The organism is Exiguobacterium sp. s193, from assembly GCF_018618755.1.
Taxonomy (GTDB): domain Bacteria; phylum Bacillota; class Bacilli; order Exiguobacteriales; family Exiguobacteriaceae; genus Exiguobacterium_A.
On record NZ_JACSMR010000006.1, the window covers coordinates 95,665 to 112,009 of the forward strand.

The following is a 16,345-nucleotide window of genomic DNA, read 5'->3' on the forward strand; positions in this document are numbered from 1 at the left end:
CAGACGGTTTAGAGCGCAATCGGTCTTGAATCGCTTAGAACCGCGAACGGATTGCTTCTCGATATCGCCTGTTCACTCTTCATAAGAGTTTGTCTACACACGTAAGGGTCAGCTTTGATAAGCTGACCCTTTTTTTAATGAATGGATGCATAAACGAGTGCAAAAACTAAGTAAAAGATTACTTCACGATGTGGTGCTTAAAGGCATAGACGACGGCTTGCGTCCGATCGACGACATCGAGTTTCGATAAAATGTTTGATACATGCGTTTTGACCGTTTTTAGGGAGATGAACAGTTCATCTGCAATCTCTTGATTGGCCATACCGCGCGCCATCAACTGTAAGACTTCTTGTTCACGCTCTGTTAAATCATCATGGAGTTGACTAGCAGGTTTGCGCAGGCGTTCCATCATCTTACCTGTCACTTGAGCTGCCATGACAGACTGTCCGCTCGCTGTCTTACGGATTGCTTCTGCAATATCAAACGCACTTGCCGTTTTTAGGACGTAACTCATCGCACCAGCTTCAATGACGGGATAAACTTTCTCATCATCTAAGAAACTTGTGACGACTAAAATTTTAGCTTCCGGCCACTCGGCGCGAATCAGGCGTGTTCCTTCGACACCATCGACCGGCTCCATCACTAAGTCCATCAAAATCACATCAGGGCGATGTTCAAGAGCAAGTTTCGCTCCGATTTGTCCGTCAGCAGCTTCTGCGACCACTTCAATATCAGGTTGGGTCGATAAAAAGGCAGAGACTCCAGCGCGAACCATTTCATGGTCATCGACTAATAATACGCGTATCATACTTGCACCATCCGTTCTTTTCTAAGTTTGACTTCAATCTGTGTTCCTTGACCGGGCACACTGACGAGGCGAATCGTCCCACCGATTTCAGCCGTACGTTCGCGCATCGAGTTGATCCCGTACGAGGCGAGTTTTTTCTCGTCGACGATAAAGCCGACACCGTCGTCATTCATACTCAAGATGATCGTCTCATTGAATTGACGCAATTCGATATTCATATGGGAAGCTTTCGCGTGGCGTAAAGCATTCGTCAAGCCTTCTTGAACGATGCGGAATAATTCATTTTCAATCGGGCGTGGTAATTCAATCGGCTCGAGTTTCCAGCTCAGTTGCGTCGATTGTTTTCGTGATAGTTCTTCGAGCAGTTGGGTTAGTCCTTGTTGCAACGTCATCCCTTCGAGTTCAACGGGACGTAGTTGGAGCAATAAAGAACGCATTTCTGATTGCGCGGTCTGGGCCATCGTCTCGACTAAGTCAATTTGTTTCGCTGCCGTTTCCGGTTGCGTCAAAATCGTTTGTTTGGCAGCCGTCGTCATCATCGAAATGGCATAAAGTTGTTGGGAGACGGAGTCATGGAGATCACGTGCGAGCCGTTTCCGTTCTTCCGTGATGGCTTGGACACGAACTTGTTCGACGTGTTGCGGACGTGTACTGATTTTTTGAACCGTCTCGACCTGTTCATCGATTCGTTTCCCAATTCGTGAGAGGCGGGTCAGTGTGTGGAAGTAAGGTCCGTTGACAATCGTGACTTCTTTTCCTTGCTCGAGTTCGATGATGGCGGTTGTGACACGTTTGAAGTCACGACGTAAAAAGAAGTAGTGGATGCTGCCGATTGCGAGCGGAAGTAACAGGGATAATCCGACGACGAGTAATAGGACGGGTAAATCTTGCTGACGGACGAAAAGTACATGCCAATCGACTTGGCGTGTACTTAAAAACAAACCAGTCGTCACGACGGCTGTCAGAAATCCGGTCAATACTTGGAGCGCAATGACACCGAGCGGGAAGTGATCACGTTTCATATCGAGGTCACCTCCACGTTACCGATGCCAAGCATGACGTGAATGCGGACTTTTCGAGTCGCTTCTTCATATTGTGGTGCCCGGAACTGAATGCGACGGTTAAAAAATGTCGGGATCCGGCGGACATCTGTTTTGACGCTTCCAAAACCAATCGACGTATCAAGCGTATAGTCATATCCGGAAGGTAACAAAATACGGACATCTCCGACGACACCACTGATGACGATGAGTGTTTCACCTTCCGGAACATAGGCATGCGTCAAATCGATTTCTAGATCTTTAACGATGAACTGTTCACTCAAGTCTTTTAACACGTAAGGCGTTTCAGACTGCGTCGAAAACGAGTAAGCAGGTTGGATCGTAATGCCTTCTTCTTCATAAAGACGTGGTGAAATCTTCGAAAAGAAAAATTCGCGGACGGAGTGTCGGGTGACAAGGATAATTCCGAGATATAGCAAAATTCCGGCGATGACGAATCCGACAGCTGCCGAGCTCAAGACGACTCCAGCTAAGATAATCGTACCGACGATGTAGAACAAGATGGCCAGTTTTTCATGACCGCGACGCCGGAAATGAATCCCGACATAATACAATAAGAACGGGAATAAGATTCCAAATAAGACGTTTCCGGCTCCAGTCATCAAATCATAAAATAATCCGAGCGCGAATAGGATCGACACGTAGCCGACTAATTGTTTTGTACTTAATCGTCGCACGATCAATCTCCTCCCTGACATGACAAAGGGAGGCAAAGGCCTCCTTCGTCAAAATACTTATTTTTGGAAGCGACGTTCGAGTTCTGCAATACGTGAATCGATGTCGTCTTCTGGTGTTTGTTCTTCGACATCCGGTTCTGCTGCCGTAAACGGATGTTCTTCTTGTTTAATAGTAGCATTTGGTTCGCGTTCTAGCACCTGGTTCATCTTTGATTTTAAATTAGAAACGTTTTCCCGCATCATCCACTCATAGCGTTTATTTTGCAAGTCTTCGAGTTTAAGTTTCAACTCCAGTGCTTCCCGTTCAAGTTGCGTCAATTCCCGTTTCGTTTCAACAATCAACTCTTCGAAGAAACGGAACTGTTCACCGTAATGTTTGGATTCGATAGCGGCGCGTTCTGCAAGTTCCTGCTCTTCAGCTTGTTTAGCGATTTCGACTTGGGCAAACCGCTTATCAGCTAGTTCTTTTGCTTCATCTTGTTTTTGTGTGAGTTCGCTTAGGAGTGACCGTTGACGTTCGAGTAGCCGGTCGATTTCTTTTAAATCAGATTCGGTAATCCGGATATGACGGACTAATTTTTTAGCCGGGACTTCACCTTGCTCGGCTGCCTTTTTGACTTCCGTCATCATTTGGTTAGCAAAATCATTGAGTTGGTCGAATACGTTCTTCATCGTGAATTCCTCCTTGAGTATAAGTAGCGATTAAAAGCGTTTTTGATCGAGGTCTTTCCAATCTGCCTCAAAATGAGACGCGTTTGACCGACGACGGCGAGAAAATAAATCGTTTGGGTTCACACGTTCCATCTTCATCCGCATGTAACCGATGTAGAGGGCAAGTGCTGCCGCGATACCGAATACCGCCCAAATGTTTGAAAGGGCTAAGCCGATTCCGACTGCTGCGAGTAAACCAAAACCGATTTTTGCGATGACTTTTGTTGAACGGATAAACTTACTGATGGCGTAAAATGCAAGCAGTCCACCGAGCCCGAGTCCAATCATATGTGGGAGTGTCCCGATGACGACTGCGAGAAGAGCGATACCAGCAAGTATCATCAAAGCCTGTTTGCCTTTTGATTGCTTCATGATGAAGCCTCCTTTTACTTGATACCTTTATGATAAAGGATGGTGAGAAAAACGACGACGCCCCTCGGACCGTATTCGTCTCGGCCTTGAGGCGGAGTAGTAAGGTCTGACTTTATCACCTAACGGTTTTGAAGCGGCTATGTATGATAAAATACAAAGGAAGTTACTGGAGAGGAGTGAGGTTTATGAATGTGCAAATCAACGTAAATCAAACACGTACTGGAGAACAGGGAGGGGTTTCCCTCCCTTAAATTAGAGGAGGAAACCATTTGAACGAATGGGGTAAACCACCTGCACATGAGGCAGGAGAACATGAAAATTTAGGACGGATCACTGCAGTCTTTCAAAAACAGTATCGTGTCATGACGGCTGCTGGCGAGACGCTTAGTGAATTATCTGGAAAGATGCGCTTTGAGGCATTGACGAAAGCAGATCTTCCCGCAGTAGGGGATTGGATCATCCAGACAGAGCGAGAAGCGGGATTAGGACGGATTGAGCAAGTTCTTCCGCGGACCTCACAATTCTCAAGAAAAGCAGCAGGTACGGAAGCCGAAGAACAAATCATTTGTGCGAATGTTGACGTAGCGTTGCTCGTCATGGCATTCGGTCACGATTTTAATGTCCGGCGACTTGAACGTTATTTAACGGTCGCCTGGGAAGCTGGCGTCAAGCCAATCATTGTGTTGACGAAACGAAGTCTGATGGAATCCGTCGAGTCAGAGTTGGCTGAGATTGAAGGGATTGCCTTCGGGACACCTTATTTTGCGATTGATTCGTTGACCGGTGACGGGTTAGAAAGTCTTCGGGAAGTTCTCGAACCACGTGAGACGATTGTCCTTGTCGGTTCATCCGGTGTTGGGAAATCGACACTCGTTAATGCGTTAGCAGATGAACAGCTGATGGAAACAGGGGGCGTGCGAGAAGACGATCAACGTGGACGTCATACGACGACGCACCGTGAACTCAAACGATTAGCGAATGGATTATTGCTCGTCGACACACCAGGTATGCGTGAACTGGGGCTATGGGACGGGAGTGACGGGCTGACTTCGACTTTTTCTGATATTGAGTCGCTTGCTGAAAACTGTCGTTTCCGGGATTGCCAACATGGTAATGAACCCGGGTGTCAAGTCCGCCAAGCATTGGAAGAAGGAAGTCTTCCGCACGAACGCTGGGAAAGTTATCTGAAGCTGCAACGGGAAATTGCCTATGCTGAACGGAAGCAAAGTGTAGCGCTACAAGCTGCCGAAAAAGAAAAATGGAAGAAAATTCAGAAAAACGCACAGGCACATACAAAATTAAAGTATCAAAAAAGATAAGTAAACGAAACGCCGATGTTCCCGTTCTTTACAGGGAATCATCAGCGTTTTTTTTTGTTCGCGGTAATTAGATACGCACGTGGTAGGCGCATGGACAAGTACCGTATTTCTTTTTAAGTTAGCATTCTTTTATCATCGTGCTAAAAATCATTTCGTGATGTGACTTCCATCAATTACGCATCAAAGTCGATTTCGCCGGTCAATTCGTTTAAACGGCGTAAGTCAGCGCGTATTACCTCCGAATCAGAGGCACGTTGTTCCCGTAAAATCTTTGTTCCGACCGAATGGATTGTGAAGTCATCGGTCAAGGAAATCGTTCGATTTGATAAACGATCGGTAAAATACCGGTCATGGGAAACAAACAGCAACTCACCGGGAAAAACTTCGAGTGCCGCTTCGATTTGTTCCCGTGTCGCAAGATCAAGATAATTCGTCGGTTCGTCGAGGATGAGTAGATGCGCGCCGGAAAAATAGAGACGTAAAAAGGCGATCCGGCATTTCTCGCCCATACTCGCTTGAGCGATTGGCTTATGGACGGTCTCGCGTCGGAATAAAAAGCAGGCGAGTAGCGTCCGGGCATCTGTTTCCGAAATCTCACTCGTCTCAAGCAAGGCATCAAGTAGTGTACCGGTCTTCGGTAAGGTGGAGAGGACTTGAGAAAAATAGCCGATTTTTAAAGCCGGATGATGTGTGACAGTACCGGCAGTTGGTGACAATTCTCCGAGTAAAAGGCGTAACAACGTCGTTTTACCGGAACCATTTCGGCCAATCAACGCGATTCGGTCCCCTCGTTGAATGGAGAACGACATCTCATGAAAGAGTTGCCGGTGCGGATAGTCGAATGAGAGAGCATCAACTGAAACGAGACGCTTCGCTAAAAAATCTTCTGCTTCGAACCTGACATGAATGGAGGATGGTGTTTCCGGTTTTTTGACTTGGTGTTCCAGTAGGCGTTCGAGCTGATTTTCTTTTGCTTTGACTTTTGTTGCATGTTTCGCAGCCTTTTTTTTCGCATACGGATCTCGTTCACTCGCACTAGCCGTCGCTTTTTGATGCCAATTTCGATATTGACCAATCATCCGGGTGAGTTCTTTTCGTGTTCGTTCTTGTTTCTCATATTGATGCCACTGTGCAGTCCGTTCTTGTTCCTTTAACGTACGGTAGATCTCATAGTTTCCTTCGTAACGCGCCGCTCCTGCTTCCGTCAATTCAATGACGGCGTCAGCTGTCGCATCGATAAAGGCACGCTCATGCGAAACATAGAGCATCGTCGTCTTCGTTTGACGTGTCCACGCGACGAGCCACTCAAGTGTGTCTTCATCTAAATGGTTGGTCGGTTCATCAAGCAGGATGAAGTCCGGTTTCTTTAACAGTAGACATGCAAGTTGAATCCGGGTCTGTTCGCCGCCGCTCAGTGTGTTTAAAGGCTGAAACCAAAGAGACTGCTCGAGTTGAACTTCTTTCAGGACACGTCTCGCATCGGCTTCAAGCGTGAAGGCATCTGCGTCAACGGCAGCTTGATAGTCGTCCACGGACTCAGTGGTCAAGGCACGTTCACGTAAGTCGTAACGGTTTACATCCGCCTGTTCGACGATTTGAATTGCTAAATTTGTCGAGGGTTCGATTTGTTGAGCTAAGAGACCGATCCGCTCATACGTACGATGAATCGTCCCGGTCGTCGGGATGATTTCTTTTAAGATGGCGCGTAAGAGCGTCGTTTTTCCGACGCCGTTCGGCCCGACCAATGCGACGTGTTCACCGTCGCGGATCGAGAACGTGACATCGTGGAATAGACGTTGATCGGCAAAATCGATTTGTAGATCGTGGATGGATAATACTTCAGTTGGCATAAGTTCAGCTCCCTTTGTTTCATTTCGGTTAAGATGAAATGAAAACACACCATCCTGAGCGTACGGATGGTGTGCGGGAGTGCAATTCAAAGAAGGTATCCACCTGAAATAGGGAAATACCGAAATTGAGCAGACTCGTAGCGTCAGTCATCCGCAAGCGATTGCGAAAGTGATGAGTTCATTCATCATTAGACGTTAGCGAGTGATTGCTTCATTTCGGTATTGTACCTCCTGTTCATAGACTATGTGTTCAGTCTATCAAGTCACATCAATCATGACAAGTACGAGTTGAGTAGTTCTTGGGCGGCAACCGTTTCCTCCGTTGTAGGCGGTAAAACTTCTTTTAACGCGTATTCAAGACCGAGCGCCTCCCATTTGTAGACACCTAATTGATGATAGGGTAGGACTTCGATTCGTTCGACATTTCCGAGTGTTCGAATGAATTCACCCGTTTGACGTAAAAACGTTTCCGTCATCGTCACACCAGGCACAAGAACATGACGAATCCAGACGGGCACATTTCGTTCTGCGAGCAATTTTGCGAAAGCTAACGTATTGACGTTACTGCGTCCGGTCAAAATCCGGCACGTTGCATCATCGATGTGTTTGATATCGAGTAAGACGAGATCTGTATACTCCAGGATTTGATCCAGGTTTTTCGGGACGACCGAACCTGCTGTATCGATGACGGTATGCAATCCGTTTCGTTTTGCTTCACGCAGTGAGGCTTCTAAAAACTCGGGTTGAGCCAATGGTTCGCCACCGGAGAAGGTGACCCCTCCACCGGTTGCTTCAAAGAAGGAACGATAGCTGTTCGCTTCTTTGATGATTTCTTCAGGGGTTACTTTTCGACCACAACCGAATTCCCAGGTGTCCGCATTGTGGCAATATTGGCAGCGCAGCGGACAGCCTTGCGTGAAAACGATGAAGCGAATGCCAGGACCATCGACAGTCCCACAAGATTCGACAGAATGAACCGTCCCGTAAGTCATAGTGATCAAGTCCTTTCAGTAAAGTTAAAGCGCACCGTGGAATGTCCGGTTGATGACATCGATTTGTTGTTCGCGTGTCAACTTAATGAAGTTGACGGCGTAACCCGATACACGAATCGTCAACTGGGGATAAAGTTCCGGATGCTCCATTGCATCAAGTAAAGTGGCACGGTCGAACACGTTGACGTTTAAGTGATGACCACGGGTAGTCGTGCCGCCCATGTAGCCGTCAAGTAGACCCACTGTATTGTTGATACGTGTTGTTTCATCTTTTCCGAGTGCTTTTGGAACGATGGAGAACGTATAGGAAATGCCATCTAAAGCGTGCTCATAAGGTAATTTTCCGACAGAAGTCAACGCAGCGACAGCACCACGCGTGTCACGTCCATGCATCGGGTTTGCTCCTGGTGCGAACGGTTCGCCGGCGCGACGACCGTCGGGTGTATTCCCGGTTTTTTTACCGTACACGACGTTTGACGTAATCGTCAGGACGGATTGGGTTGGTAAGGCTTCCCGGTACGTCGGATGTTTTCGGATTTTTTCCATGAACAGTTCGACGAGATCGACGGCCATTTGATCAACACGGTCATCGTTATTTCCGAATTTCGGGAAGTCACCTTCAATTTTAAAGTCGACTGTAATTCCGTCCGTATCGCGGATTGGTGTGACTTTGGCATAACGAATCGCTGAGAGACTGTCGGCGACAACGGATAACCCGGCAATTCCGCAAGCCATCGTCCGTAAAATTTCAGGATCATGGAGTGCCATTTCAAGACGCTCATAGCTGTATTTGTCATGCATGAAGTGAATGACGTTCAGTGTGTTGACATAGAGTTCGGCTAACCAGTCCAATTGTTTATCGTATGCGGCCATGACAGTTTCGTAATCGAGCACGTCATCCAAAATTAAGTTCGCTGGAGGTGCGACCTGGATTTTAAGTTTCTCATCGACGCCACCGTTCAACGTGTAAAGTAAGGCTTTTGCTAAGTTCGCCCGTGCGCCGAAGAATTGCATTTGTTTACCGATTTTCATCGCTGAGACGCAACATGCGATCCCGTAATCATCACCGTAAATCGGAAGCATCAAATCATCATTTTCATATTGGATTGAACTAGATAGGATTGACATTTTCGCACAAAATTCTTTGAAGCCACGTGGGAGTTTTGGTGACCATAACACGGTTAAGTTCGGCTCAGGTGCCGGACCGAGGTTGACGAGTGTCTGCAAGAAACGGAACGAACTTTTTGTGACGTTCGAGCGACCATCTTCACTCATGCCACCGATTGATTCCGTTACCCATGTCGGATCACCGGAAAAGAGTTCGTTGTAATCGGGTGTCCGAAGAAACTTGACGATGCGAAGTTTCATCACGAAGTGGTCGACAAGTTCTTGTGCGCTCTCTTCTGTCAATCGACCCGTTTGCAAGTCACGCTCGATATAAATATCAAGGAAGGTCGAAACGCGGCCGAGTGACATGGCAGCTCCATTTTGTTCTTTAATCGCTGCGAGATAAGCAAGATAGACCCACTGGAATGCTTCTTGCGCCGTTTCAGCTGGTCGTGATACGTCACATCCATAACGTGTACCGAGCTCTGTCAGCTCGTGAAGGGCGCGGAGTTGTTCGTTCATCTCTTCGCGGTCACGAATCATCGCTTCCGATAAAAAGCCACCATGTGCTTTTAAATCGGCTTGTCGTGACGTGATGAGGTGAGCTGTTCCGTAAAGGGCGACCCGACGATAATCACCGATGATTCGTCCGCGACCATACGCATCAGGAAGTCCTGTGATGATACCGGCTTTACGGGCGGCGCGCATTTCTGGTGTATAGGCGTCAAAAACACCTTGATTATGTGTTTTACGGTATTCGCTGAAGGTTTTTGTAATGGTTTCATCTGCTTCAAAACCATAAGCTGCTAACGCGTCATTGACCATACGAATACCACCGTTCGGATGAATCGAACGTTTGAATGGATCATCTGTCTGCAAACCTACGATCTTTTCGAGTTCGGGGTTAAGATAGCCCGGACCGTGTGAAAGAATTGAAGATGGGGTCGAGGCATCTACATCATAAACACCGCCACGGACCCGTTCTTCTTCTGTCAATTGCATGATTTGTTGCCATAATGTGTTTGTAGCATCGGTCGGACCGGCGAGAAACTGATCGTCTCCTGTGTATTCTGAACGATTACGTCGGATGAAATCGGCGACATCAATCTTCTCAACCCATGTTCCAGCTTCAAATCGTTGCCATGCTTCTGTTTTTTCAAGTAACATCATCAACACTCCTTCATTTGTAAGGTCAGTGATTCTTGATACATCTCCTATGTGAATAGTGTAACAAACAATTGAGGTGAGAGGTTTTACGTATATGTGAATCTTTTAACAAAATGAAAAGTGTTGCTATGACTTACTTCACAACTAGTTGTATCAGTTTGGGATAAGCTTAAAAAAACAGAAACAGACTGCTATGTAAGACTTTTTTTGCAGCTGTATCACTGATTTTCGGGCAAGTGGATAGACACAGGAAGGTCTGTGAGAAAAGTCACGCTGCGCTACCTTGTATTTTTAGGACGTATCGTTGACAATGAAAAAGGGAATATAGACCGTGGAGGTGGAGTGAATGGAGTTTTCGCCATTAAAAGACCAAGCAGATTATCGAACAGGGGACTGGGTTTCCCTAAAAGTAACAACTGAAGGAACGGAACGGATTGGAATGATCACCGAGTTTGAAGACGATGGTTTTTGGCTCCGATTTGAAGATGATTTTGATTTCGAGGACTTTATCGGTTACGACCAGAAGTATCTCGCGCGGTTAGTTCGACGCCCGATTGATGTCAGAGCAACTTATCCTGCACTTGCTGATTTTGAAAAACTTGCTGTTGAGCTGCAAGATCGAATGGCGCAAGGTTTCGAAGTGTTACGTGCAGAGCAACAAAGTGAGTCGGAAATCGTTTTTCATATCCGGTTAATCGATTCCGGAAATGAGTATACGCAGACGTTACGCGGTATGAAAACTGAATCCGGCGACCGTTTTGAATATGTAACTGAATGATTGACAAGAGAGTAGGAGAAGATACGTTATGAATTTTATGAAACCTTTTATTAATGAAGCGTGGGAACGAGCACGCTTTGAACAAATGATGCCCGTCCAAGAACAAGCCATTCCTTTAATCCGGGAAGGTAAAGATGTTTTGGTCGAGGCACCGACAGGAACGGGGAAAACGCTCGCTTATGTCATTCCAGCCCTCGAGCGCATTGATCCGAATGAACCACACGTTCAAGTCGCCATCACGGCACCGACACGAGAACTCGTCATGCAAATTCATCAAGTCATCCAATTGTTTGCCCAGGGAAGTGGGATTAAGTCAGGAGCGTTCATCGGTGGCGTTGAGTTAAAACGTCAATATGAACGTCTCAAGAAAAAACCACAAATCATCGTTGGGACACCAGGACGGTTAGTTGAATTGATTGACTCGAAAAAGTTGAAAATGCATAAAGTGAAATTGATTGTTTTAGATGAAGCCGATCAAATCTACGAAAGTGGAATGAGTGCATCGGCGACACGAATCGCGAACAGTGCGCTTCGTGACCGTCAGTTAGCACTCGTTTCAGCAACGTTACCTGAACGGACGGCAGAATGGGGACGGACACTTTCGAACGAACCAGAAGTGATCCGGGTTGAACGGACGGAGACGTCACAAGTCAAGTTTGGTTATATCGAAACATCACGTCGTCTAAAACCAGAAATGTTACGCCGTTTGTCTAATATGCAACAAGTAAAAGTGTTGACGTTTATTAATAACCGCTCATTCCTCGGTCCGCTAAACGGTGAATTAAGCAAGTTTTCGCTGAAATACCGGATTTTAGATGCGGAAAAAGGGAAAAGAGAACGGATGGAGACGTTACGTTCTTACAAGCGTGGAGAGTTTCCGTTACTCGTCACGACAGGGCTTGCTGCGCGTGGGTTAGATATTGATGCCGTCACGCATGTCGTGCATTATGATTTACCAGAATCCCTTGATGATTTTGTCCACCGTTCAGGTCGAACAGGACGTGGGAACGCGTCAGGTATGGTCCTTGCGCTTGTCACGGATCATGATCTGAAACACCTGAAAACATTAACAAAACAAATGGGTGTGGAAATTGAACCAATGGAGATTTATGGCGGGGAATTGATTCCAAAACGTGAAGTCAAGGAACCCGAAGCACTTAAAAGTCCGGCGAAACCACACCGGAAAGGATCAACGCGATGAAAAGTGAGCGAAAGATTATCCCGTTTCCGACAACTGTATCCGAAGCAGAGATGAACACAGCGCTCAAAACCCTTTATCAAGAAGCAGCCACTGCTCGAAGCACCGACTGGGTCGCATTTATCGAAGAAATCGCGACGGAAGGCCGCTGGTATTTAAAAGATGCCGAATTGTTCCGAGATTTGTTCGTCGACTGGGCGATTTTTTATGAAACCGATGAACAAGGGAAAACCCCCCATGGACGTTTTTTAGATCAAGTCAAAGAAGATATGTCTCAAAGTCTATATCGTGCTTTAAGAGGGTTAGCTGATCCTGTTCCATCGCTCTTTCTCGTGAAAGAGGAAGGTGTCGTCGACATCATGTCGGAACAAACGTACCAAACCGATTTGACGGAGATTGATGTCGAGGTTGGTGATTTGTTAGTTGGAAAACTGCTCTACATTTCAGGGAAATGGCGATTCGCGATTGCTTATATGAAGGTCGCTCGTGCGCTAGTACCTGAAGTGCGTATCCTGTTAGCTGATTTTGTCGATGAGGTGGGTGAAGACGCGTTGCTACGCCAGTATCCTGAGTTTTGTGCAGAGTTAATTGATTTATTACTCGATATCGAAGAGGGAAACATTACACCACGACCTGAAGCATGACAGTAAAAAAGTAAGAGGCTGGGACATAACTAGCTGACTTTTAAAAAAATAAGGGATTGCCATCCTCACGATGCGCAATCCCTTATTTTTTCGTCACCGCTTTTTAAATTGCCCCTCGGGCAATACTTCGGGTGAGCCACTTTCTTAGATTTACTGCCATAAGAATGAAGCCAAGCTCACGTTTCACCTTTGCTTTTCCTCTTACGGAAAAACGAGTGAAACGCAAATTAGCCTTCAGATTCCCAAAAACTGGTTCTACGTCTATCTTACGTTTTGCGTAGATTTTCCCGGTTTTTTGATCTGAAAGCAGGTCCTTTACCTGTTGCTTTTGCTCTTCCCACGAAACGTTTACTCGGACTTGGCGATGACGCCCCTCCTCTGCCTTGGTACAGAGAGAGCGAAGCGGGCAGTCATCACAACTCTCACTTTCGTACACCTTGAAATCGCGGGTAAAACCATATCGGTCCGTCCTCTTAGACATATAACGGAACGTCACGTTCTGTCCGTTCGGGCATACAAAGTGATCGGTTGTTTCATCGTAGGACCAATTGGCGATATTAAAAGGGTGATTACGCCATTTTCGCTTTTTCTCTTTTTGGAACATCGTATAGGGAACGAGCGGAATGCGCCCTCGACGCATCAGAATCTCCTGATAATTTTCTTGGCTTCCATAGCCGGCGTCCGCAACGATATGTTCCGGTAAAGTAAGATACGAGGCAACCTCATCTAAAAATGGGATTAACGTACGGGCATCGGTCGGATTAGGATAGACATCATAAGCGAGGGTATATTGACCTTCGGTCGCAATCTAGACGTTGTACCCAGGCTTGAGTTGTCCATTTTTCATATGGTCTTCCTTCATCCGCATAAACGTCGCATCCGTATCCGTCTTCGAATAGCTGTTCCGTCCATCAAACGTCTCCTTTTGGACGGCATACTTCCTTTTTCTTTCCACGAACTCAGCGAATTTTTTTCGGGAAAGATGGGGTTGCTTTCGTTCGGAACGAAGCCGTTTTCTCTCCTGCGTATCTGAACTTGCCTCGATTTCTTGATTGATAGAAGCGATTCGTTCCTCCAAAACATCACCGATATGCTCGAGTTCAGGAATGGTCAGTTCGTCTGGACTTTCCCGTTCAATCTCCGGTAAGATTTCCTGTGCGACGAGTTCTTCATAGAGAAGATTAGACTTTTCAACGAGCGACGTACTATATCGTTCGACGGATTTTCGCCAGACGAACGTATATCGATTCGCATTCGCTTCTAGTTTCGTACCATCAATGAAAATCGCTTCTTCCTTAATTTCTCCCATCTCGACGAGATGGCAACGGAAGGTGACGAACGCCTGCTTCAGGATAGGTGTGACTGCCGGGTGCACTCGAAAGCGATTGATCGTACGATAGCTCGGTTCATTCCCTTGAGCGAGCCACATCATACGCAGACTGTCTTGAAGGAGTCCTTCGATCTTCCGACCGGAGAAGACCGATTGCGTATAGGCGCATAAAATGATTTTCATCATCATGCGTGGATGATAGGCGGGGCAGCCTGTCGTTCGCATGAAAGGCTCGAACACATCGTCTGGAATGGACTCGACAAGATGATGAACGGCGAATGCGATATCATTTTCTTGAAGACGAATTTCTAAATCTAAAGGCAGAACCAACTGGTTCATGTTATAATTTTTAAACATAAGGACACCTCCGATGGTTATGGTTTCGTCACTTTAACTTTATCAGAGGCAGTCCTTATTTGTTTACTTAAAATATGTTTTTCATCATAAGAAGAAGGCCCTCGAAACGAAAAACGTTTCGAGGGCCTTCTCATTTATAAAGCTGAGTTATGTCCCAGCCTCTTTTTCTCATTTAAAAATCTTGATGGTAGACGGCGATATCATTTTTTTCACGATTTTTGATGCGATACATCGCGAGATCGGCGTGTTTCAGCCAACTTTCTAAATCATCATTTTCAAAAAATGGAGCGACACCGATGCTAGCCGAGACATGTAACGTTTGCCCTTTATAAACATAAGGGCGACGTAATAGGTGCAAGAAGTGTTTACACCGACGCCGGAGTGAGAATTCATCTTCAGCCGAAGTCAGTAATGCAAATTCATCACCTCCTAGTCTATAAATTGATTCATCGGCTTCCAGTTCATGATTCATTCGGCGAGCGACTTCAATTAAAACGTAATCGCCGGCTTCGTGTCCGTACGTGTCGTTTACTAGCTTGAAGCCGTCTAAATCGAGCAACGCAAGGTAATTGACGGAACTTTTCAATGATAAGAATGTTCGTTCGAGCGCACGACGGTTACCGATTCCGGTCAAGACATCATGAAAAGCATGATACTCGATTCGTTGTTGTCGCTCCTTTTGTTCCGTCACATCATGTAAAACTAAAAAATGACCGACCGATTTTGAATTGATTTGAATCGGGATTTTTGTTACATCATATTGCCGGTTCCTCTCATCCAAGTATTGCTGTGGGTTAAGGTGCAAAGAAGACTGCAGGTGCAGGAGAGGATTGGTTGGCGTTTCAATTGATAAGGAAGACGTTTTGAATAACACTTGTGCCGCAAGATTCGCGTACGTAGCGGTTTCATTTTGACTGAACCGAACAATCGGATCTGGGTGACTGGCGAAAAGCGGTAGAACTTGTTGTTCACTTTTTTTAATCTGTTGAATGCGGTGTTCGATGCGAGTAGCTAATTGTTCATTTCGCTCCGTTAACTTTTCGACCAGCATGGTATGCTGTCTTGCGATGAAGATTTGACGAATGATGAGTAATAGCAAAATGATGAATACATCAAATTTCTTCCCTTCGAGTTCGATGACATAATGTAAAAACAATGGAATTGCAAGTAAAGGCAGCCACGTTCTTTGAACGATGGGGGATGCTGGTTTCCCTTCAGTGATGTGATCGAGATGCCACAAGATAGCGGCACTTTGAGCGAGGCGAATCAAAATGGGTGAAAATACTAAATATTGGGCTGTGAAGTCTGGAAAGTAGACTGCAGAAACTTCATACATCCCGCGGATGAAAAGCGATAGGAATAACAGCGTTAACGTCGTCCGGGAAACCCAATGTGTTTCTTGAATGAAAAAGAAGTAGAAGAAAACAAACAGACCGAGTGAAGTGTTAACGATAACAATCATGTCGTACGGGAATGTACTGACAGCTGCGTCGGTGACTTCGCTTAATGAATGGAAGGCAGCGAGACCTAAAAAAACGACGATGATCAGCGCATCGATGAAGGCCAGTAAGTGTTGGGAAAAACTTTTTTGTGAGACAATCCGGTAAAACAGGCCAACCAAAAATAGATAATGCGACAATGAGAAGCAGATTAAGCTGAAGTAAGTCGGAACAGACAAGGTGCTACTGAATAGATTGATAGTTTCAAAGATAGAGGCGAGTAAGGACAGCATCAGTGAGCCGAAGGCGATGAGCCAAAATTTTCGTCTCGGCACAATGAGTTGTTGTTCTTTTTTATAGGCCATGAGGATAAAGGCAGCGATTAATAGAAACGACAAGTATTCGAGGACTTGTTCGACTGCATGAGTTGTAAAGGAGTCTTGGTTGTATGAAAAAAGTATTAAAATCAACGAGATGATTAATAGCGATGGAAACCATCGCGTGAAGTAGGGGGATTGTTGCATCGACTGTTCCT

13 protein-coding genes and 1 pseudogene are annotated in these 16,345 nt (G+C 46.0%); 4 read left to right on the forward strand and 10 right to left on the reverse strand.

Annotation, left to right across the window (positions count from 1 at the left end):
• Window positions 1-178 precede the first annotated feature (178 nt).
• Genes KNQ04_RS09475 through KNQ04_RS09495 form a run of 5 tightly spaced genes read right to left on the reverse strand, consistent with a single transcriptional unit; the run spans window position 179 to window position 3,629 of the window.
• Window positions 179-808 (reverse strand): response regulator, encoded by a 630-nt coding sequence (locus KNQ04_RS09475; protein WP_029332722.1) that lies wholly within the window; start codon window positions 806-808, stop codon window positions 179-181.
• Entirely contained in the window at window positions 805-1,830 is a 1,026-nt protein-coding gene (locus KNQ04_RS09480) for a sensor histidine kinase (protein WP_034801180.1), read from the reverse strand. The genes KNQ04_RS09475 and KNQ04_RS09480 overlap by 4 nt, the downstream gene beginning before the upstream one ends.
• Window positions 1,827-2,546, reverse strand: coding sequence for a cell wall-active antibiotics response protein LiaF (gene liaF / locus KNQ04_RS09485; protein WP_029332724.1), 720 nt, complete (start codon window positions 2,544-2,546; stop codon window positions 1,827-1,829). Before liaF ends, KNQ04_RS09480 begins: the two co-directional genes overlap by 4 nt.
• 57 nt (window positions 2,547-2,603) lie before the next feature.
• Window positions 2,604-3,218, reverse strand: a complete 615-nt coding sequence (locus KNQ04_RS09490) for a hypothetical protein (RefSeq protein WP_029332725.1) — start codon at window positions 3,216-3,218, stop codon at window positions 2,604-2,606.
• Between the two features lie 30 nt (window positions 3,219-3,248).
• The gene (locus tag KNQ04_RS09495) at window positions 3,249-3,629 is read right to left on the reverse strand and encodes a lmo0954 family membrane protein (protein WP_029332726.1); all 381 of its coding nucleotides are present in this window, start codon (window positions 3,627-3,629) and stop codon (window positions 3,249-3,251) included.
• 269 nt (window positions 3,630-3,898) lie between these two features.
• Here KNQ04_RS09495 and rsgA point away from each other — a divergent pair, with 269 nt between their 5' ends.
• Window positions 3,899-4,948 carry a ribosome small subunit-dependent GTPase A gene (gene rsgA / locus KNQ04_RS09500; protein WP_214849999.1) on the forward strand — a complete coding sequence of 350 codons (1,050 nt, stop codon included), beginning with the start codon at window positions 3,899-3,901 and terminating at the stop codon, window positions 4,946-4,948.
• Window positions 4,949-5,121: 173 nt separating this feature from the next.
• Here rsgA and abc-f read toward each other — a convergent pair whose 3' ends face one another.
• The 3 genes from abc-f to pflB all read right to left on the reverse strand — a co-directional run bounded on the left by abc-f (window position 5,122) and on the right by pflB (window position 10,064).
• Window positions 5,122-6,798, reverse strand: coding sequence for a ribosomal protection-like ABC-F family protein (gene abc-f / locus KNQ04_RS09505; RefSeq protein ID WP_214850002.1), 1,677 nt, complete (start codon window positions 6,796-6,798; stop codon window positions 5,122-5,124).
• A 272-nt stretch (window positions 6,799-7,070) separates the two neighbouring features.
• The gene (gene pflA, locus KNQ04_RS09510) at window positions 7,071-7,790 is read right to left on the reverse strand and encodes a pyruvate formate-lyase-activating protein (RefSeq protein WP_214850005.1); all 720 of its coding nucleotides are present in this window, start codon (window positions 7,788-7,790) and stop codon (window positions 7,071-7,073) included.
• A 24-nt stretch (window positions 7,791-7,814) separates the two neighbouring features.
• The gene (gene pflB, locus KNQ04_RS09515; protein WP_483299245.1) at window positions 7,815-10,064 is read right to left on the reverse strand and encodes a formate C-acetyltransferase; all 2,250 of its coding nucleotides are present in this window, start codon (window positions 10,062-10,064) and stop codon (window positions 7,815-7,817) included.
• Between the two features lie 346 nt (window positions 10,065-10,410).
• On the opposite strand from pflB, the gene KNQ04_RS09520 reads away from it, so the two are divergent.
• Genes KNQ04_RS09520 through KNQ04_RS09530 form a run of 3 tightly spaced genes read left to right on the forward strand, consistent with a single transcriptional unit; the run spans window position 10,411 to window position 12,684 of the window.
• Entirely contained in the window at window positions 10,411-10,842 is a 432-nt protein-coding gene (locus tag KNQ04_RS09520; RefSeq protein WP_214850012.1) for a hypothetical protein, read from the forward strand.
• A 28-nt stretch (window positions 10,843-10,870) separates the two neighbouring features.
• Entirely contained in the window at window positions 10,871-12,043 is a 1,173-nt protein-coding gene (locus KNQ04_RS09525; protein WP_214850016.1) for a DEAD/DEAH box helicase, read from the forward strand.
• Window positions 12,040-12,684, forward strand: a complete 645-nt coding sequence (locus KNQ04_RS09530) for a hypothetical protein (protein WP_214850019.1) — start codon at window positions 12,040-12,042, stop codon at window positions 12,682-12,684. The genes KNQ04_RS09525 and KNQ04_RS09530 overlap by 4 nt, the downstream gene beginning before the upstream one ends.
• Window positions 12,685-12,787: 103 nt before the next feature.
• Here KNQ04_RS09530 and KNQ04_RS09535 read toward each other — a convergent pair.
• Window positions 12,788-14,371 (reverse strand): annotated as a pseudogene (locus KNQ04_RS09535) (IS1182 family transposase).
• Window positions 14,372-14,543: 172 nt separating this feature from the next.
• A complete protein-coding gene (locus KNQ04_RS09540; protein WP_214850022.1) occupies window positions 14,544-16,334 on the reverse strand; it encodes a GGDEF domain-containing protein in 1,791 nt (596 codons plus the stop codon).
• Window positions 16,335-16,345 lie beyond the last annotated feature (11 nt).

Bases quoted from the DNA above. Each gene is read 5' to 3' on its own strand.
- KNQ04_RS09540 (WP_214850022.1), bottom strand. From the start codon at position 16,334: ATGCAACAATCCCCCTACTTCACGCGATGGTTTCCATCGCTATTAATC.
- KNQ04_RS09530 (WP_214850019.1), top strand. From the start codon at position 12,040: ATGAAAAGTGAGCGAAAGATTATCCCGTTTCCGACAACTGTATCCGAA.
- abc-f (WP_214850002.1), bottom strand. From the start codon at position 6,798: ATGCCAACTGAAGTATTATCCATCCACGATCTACAAATCGATTTTGCC.
- KNQ04_RS09480 (WP_034801180.1), bottom strand. From the start codon at position 1,830: ATGAAACGTGATCACTTCCCGCTCGGTGTCATTGCGCTCCAAGTATTG.
- pflB (WP_483299245.1), bottom strand. From the start codon at position 10,064: ATGTTACTTGAAAAAACAGAAGCATGGCAACGATTTGAAGCTGGAACA.
- KNQ04_RS09520 (WP_214850012.1), top strand. From the start codon at position 10,411: ATGGAGTTTTCGCCATTAAAAGACCAAGCAGATTATCGAACAGGGGAC.
- KNQ04_RS09490 (WP_029332725.1), bottom strand. From the start codon at position 3,218: ATGAAGAACGTATTCGACCAACTCAATGATTTTGCTAACCAAATGATG.
- KNQ04_RS09495 (WP_029332726.1), bottom strand. From the start codon at position 3,629: ATGAAGCAATCAAAAGGCAAACAGGCTTTGATGATACTTGCTGGTATC.
- KNQ04_RS09475 (WP_029332722.1), bottom strand. From the start codon at position 808: ATGATACGCGTATTATTAGTCGATGACCATGAAATGGTTCGCGCTGGA.
- KNQ04_RS09525 (WP_214850016.1), top strand. From the start codon at position 10,871: ATGAATTTTATGAAACCTTTTATTAATGAAGCGTGGGAACGAGCACGC.
- pflA (WP_214850005.1), bottom strand. From the start codon at position 7,790: ATGACTTACGGGACGGTTCATTCTGTCGAATCTTGTGGGACTGTCGAT.